General features: G+C 28.5%; 3 protein-coding genes. All 3 read right to left on the bottom strand.

Going from position 1 to position 3,852, the window contains the following annotated elements:
• Nucleotides 1-526 precede the first annotated feature (526 nt).
• Nucleotides 527-1,744 (bottom strand): MobV family relaxase, encoded by a 1,218-nt coding sequence (mobV, locus tag ACP7BT_RS13415; RefSeq protein WP_002493196.1) that lies wholly within the window; start codon nucleotides 1,742-1,744, stop codon nucleotides 527-529.
• A 264-nt stretch (nucleotides 1,745-2,008) separates the two neighbouring features.
• Complete coding sequence (locus tag ACP7BT_RS13420) at nucleotides 2,009-2,656, bottom strand: type A-8 chloramphenicol O-acetyltransferase (protein WP_002352254.1); 648 nt, start codon at nucleotides 2,654-2,656, stop codon at nucleotides 2,009-2,011.
• A 134-nt stretch (nucleotides 2,657-2,790) separates the two neighbouring features.
• A complete protein-coding gene (locus tag ACP7BT_RS13425) occupies nucleotides 2,791-3,735 on the bottom strand; it encodes a replication initiation factor domain-containing protein (RefSeq protein WP_023607346.1) in 945 nt (314 codons plus the stop codon).
• Nucleotides 3,736-3,852 lie beyond the last annotated feature (117 nt).

Below are 3,852 nucleotides of genomic sequence, written 5' to 3' on the forward strand. Positions count from 1 at the left end.
ATAAAAAATCGACTCCTTAATTTTTAAGAAGTCGTCCATCCAATCGTCAAATGTAAATGTTGAAGAATAATCAAATATCGTTTAATATCTAATTATACAAAAATTACAAATAACATAATCAGTATATTTGGTATGGTCGTTCCACAAACTTTGGTCGGGGAGTGGACGACTTCTTTATTTTTATTTTGTTATTAATATAACACTATCAAAAGTCTTGGTCTATTTAGATCAAGGCTTTTTTTAGTTTATTGCATTATTCCAATTTCCTTATGGTTTGGAACCTACAGGGCTTTATGTGTTGTTGTGTTGGTGTTTCATTGGGATTAATCCCAAATCAACCCCACCCAACACGCTAATCAAGTTAGCTAACACATAGCCCATTCCAAACAATAAGTTTTCTCGGCATAATAGCGTGTTATAATATGCGATAGTACGACCAATACAAGATTGTATTTAGTTAAATAGGCTTTGAATGAGGTTTAAAACTGCTGTTATAACGTTTAGGGCGCTTATTAACAGTAGTTTTTTATCTTCCACGTCCTCTATCTTTTTTAACTTCTTCTTGTTGTTCCTGCTCTTGATATTTTTCTGGGTGCATTTCTTTATCAAACGTTAATGCTATTTTTCTATCTTTATCATTGTTTTCAGTCATACCGTTAATCAAATCAATATAATTTTTTCTACCTAAAGTTTTTTCTAACTTCTCTAATAATCTTCTTAAATAATTTATAAGGTCTTTTAGGTGTTTATTTTGAGCATGCTCTTTTTTAAAATGCCTTCTTAATTCACTTTTATCGTTTCTAAGATTTTCATTTTCTTGTTTAAGCTCATTATTTTCACTTTTAAGGTCATTTAAAGCTTTATCTGACTTAATATACTCATAATCATCTGTAATTGATTGTGCTGCTTCTATTTGCTTCTGAAAGGCATTAAAATCTTCTTGTCTTATTACAACATTTCCAGTTTCTTGTGTTTCTTTGTTAAATAAACCACCTACTGTTTTAGTTTCTTTCTCATACGGGACATTTATAGGCTTTTTAAGAGCATTTAATGACTTTTGGTACTCTCGCACCAATTTATCGTTCTTTTGCTTTATTTCGTCTGTTTTTTGGCTCTCACGCTCATATTCTTGCTTATAATATTCTGTTTTCTGTTTATACTGACTCATTTGCTCATGCTTTGCATTTGTAACTTGTCTGGATTGCCCACGTTCTAAATCATAGCCACGCTGATTAACATATTCGTTAAACCTATCTTGAAACTCTGTTAAAGCCTTTTTATTCCCTACAACTTGTTTAGCACTTAATCGACCATCATCAGTTATTGGAACTACACCATAATGCATATGTGGTGTTTTCTCGTCCATATGAACTGTTGCATATAATAAATTATCTTTACCGTATTCTTGTTCTAAAAATTCTTTAGCATGTTCAAAAAACTGCTTTGTATCTTCTGGTGTTTGATTATCAAAAAATTCTTTGTCTGATGTAATTAAACCGTCAACGTGTTTAACTGCATCCGTTCTGATTTTTCTTTTACCTGTATAATTTTGTTCTATTTTTTCATCAATCAAGTTATTAAAATTTTGGTTATATTCGTTTACCAAATCATAATTCAAATAAGTTTTACTATGGTCTATATCTTCATTTTCATAATTATTATTTTCTCTTTGAACATGTTTTTGAATACCAGTTGTATTTGTTCCAGACTTTACTTTTGAAACTCTAATAATGGAATAAGACATATAAAAATCACTCCTAAGCACAAAGGTTTCATGTGTATTTAATAGTTTAAGTCTAACATACTAGACTTATTTTGCAATAAGTCGTTAAACCGTATGCTCTGCGAGGCTAAAACCATTTTTTGTGCAAGCACAAAAAATGGACTGAACAAGTCAGTCCATAAGTTCAAAACCAAATTCAAAATCAAAATCCAGCAACCAAAAATGGTGGTTGCTATAAACTTATAAATATCATAATTACTTAAGTTTATGAAAGTTATTTTAGATTTAAATCCATTCATTTACACTATCAACTATATTTTGAAATTCACTCATAAATAATGAAACATGGTAACCATCACATACCGCATGATGAACTTGCAATGAGACTGGTAAATAGATCTTATTATTCTTACTATAAAATTTACCTATTGTAATAATTGGCAATAGGAATCTACTATTATTACCAATATTTAAATTAAATGAACTAAAATCAATCCAAGGAATCATCGAAATAGGAACTGTGTTTTCAGGTATTGGTTTTTTAGGAAACATTTCATTTTTATCTTTATATTCAAGTAAGTCACTCTTATAACTATTATAAAAAGAATTAAAACTAACATTTGATTCTGTCCAAATGTTAGAAAATTTTTCAGTTTCTTTATTAAAGACTGTATATAAAGGGTTTAATTTATCCCAATAACCCAAATTTCCCTCACTATTAATTCCTGTTCTAAATACTTTATTTTGATTTATAATATTTACAATTGTATAAATCAAAGCAGGATACAGTTCATATCCTTTATTTTTTATCATACTTTTAAGTAAAGTGATATCAAATTCTTTAGTAACACTGTAAGTTGTTTGTTGATTGAAATAATGATTAAAATATTCTTTTCTATCCCAAGTTTCCAAATTAATAATATTAAAAGTCATATATAATTTTCCTCCTAAATTTCATCTTATCTCTTTGTATTTAGGAGGAATAATCCTCTGATTTTTTCATATATTGTGTCACCTCTTAAACGTTAATTATACTAAAGTAACATTTTGTATAAAACAAAGTTACTTTACTTCCAAAATCTAAATTCACGTTGCCAAAAATCAATCTGCTTTTGCAATTGTTTTTCGTTCGCTTTTAAAGTCGATTTCATTAAATCAGTTAAATCAATTAGAGATATTTCTTTAATTAATTTTTTATATTTATTCTTAGTACGTCTTTCTAATTTTCCCCATTCTTCTTCATCATTCAACAACATAAAAACCATTGCTCTATCAGAAGTACGTTCGATAGTTTTCCAATCTGGTTGTAATATATGTAAATCATTAAAACAATCGTTCCAATAATCAACCATATCTCTTTTTAATTCAATTTCTACACGCCATAAGTGTTCAGACATAATTTTAATATCTGCATTATCTTTGCGTTCCTGTTTTTTATTATAAATTCTAATAAATCTATCACTGTCACGAACACCAAAATATTTCGTTTCTGGTTTACCGTTACGACCATAAAAAATAGTTTTCTTAACTGATTTATCAGTCATTGCATAATAATCACTTAAATCATATTCAAAATCAAAAGCTAAATCTAATCTTGTAAAACCATCGTCTTCCATGTAGTCGATAATGTTTTGTTTTAACCAAAGCATTTCTTCATGCGTAAGTTTATTTGGATTAAATTCAACACGCATATTACGTCTATCCCACGTATCTGCTTTTACTTTGTCATATTCGATATAAACTTTTTCTTGTAGAGCTTTAGCTTTAAATTTAGTTTGTAGTATATCCCAAAGTCGAATTTGTGGCTCGACACTCATAAATTCAGATAGTTTGTGAGCATTATTTTTATTAAGATTTCCAACAATAGTCATAGCGTCAAAACTTAATTTTGGTTCCGGGGTGTACATAGTATGTCGGTTTAACCGGCTATTAGAGTAGCCGGTTTTAGAAAAATTTAAATTTTCGTGTTCTGAACTTTGTTTTGACTGAATTTCTTCTGCTTTTTTACTCATAAAAAATCGACTCCTTAATTTTTAAGAAGTCGTCCATCCAATCGTCAAATGTAAATGTTGAAGAATAATCAAATATCGTTTAATATCTAATTATACAAAAATTACAAATAACATAAT

This window comes from Staphylococcus sp. Y174-1 (genome assembly GCF_049897865.1).
Classification (GTDB): Bacteria; Bacillota; Bacilli; order Staphylococcales; family Staphylococcaceae; genus Staphylococcus; species Staphylococcus saprophyticus.

Coding starts and splice junctions, on each gene's coding strand:
- mobV (WP_002493196.1), bottom strand. CDS start 1,744: ATGTCTTATTCCATTATTAGAGTTTCAAAAGTAAAGTCTGGAACAAAT.
- ACP7BT_RS13420 (WP_002352254.1), bottom strand. CDS start 2,656: ATGACTTTTAATATTATTAATTTGGAAACTTGGGATAGAAAAGAATAT.
- ACP7BT_RS13425 (WP_023607346.1), bottom strand. CDS start 3,735: ATGAGTAAAAAAGCAGAAGAAATTCAGTCAAAACAAAGTTCAGAACAC.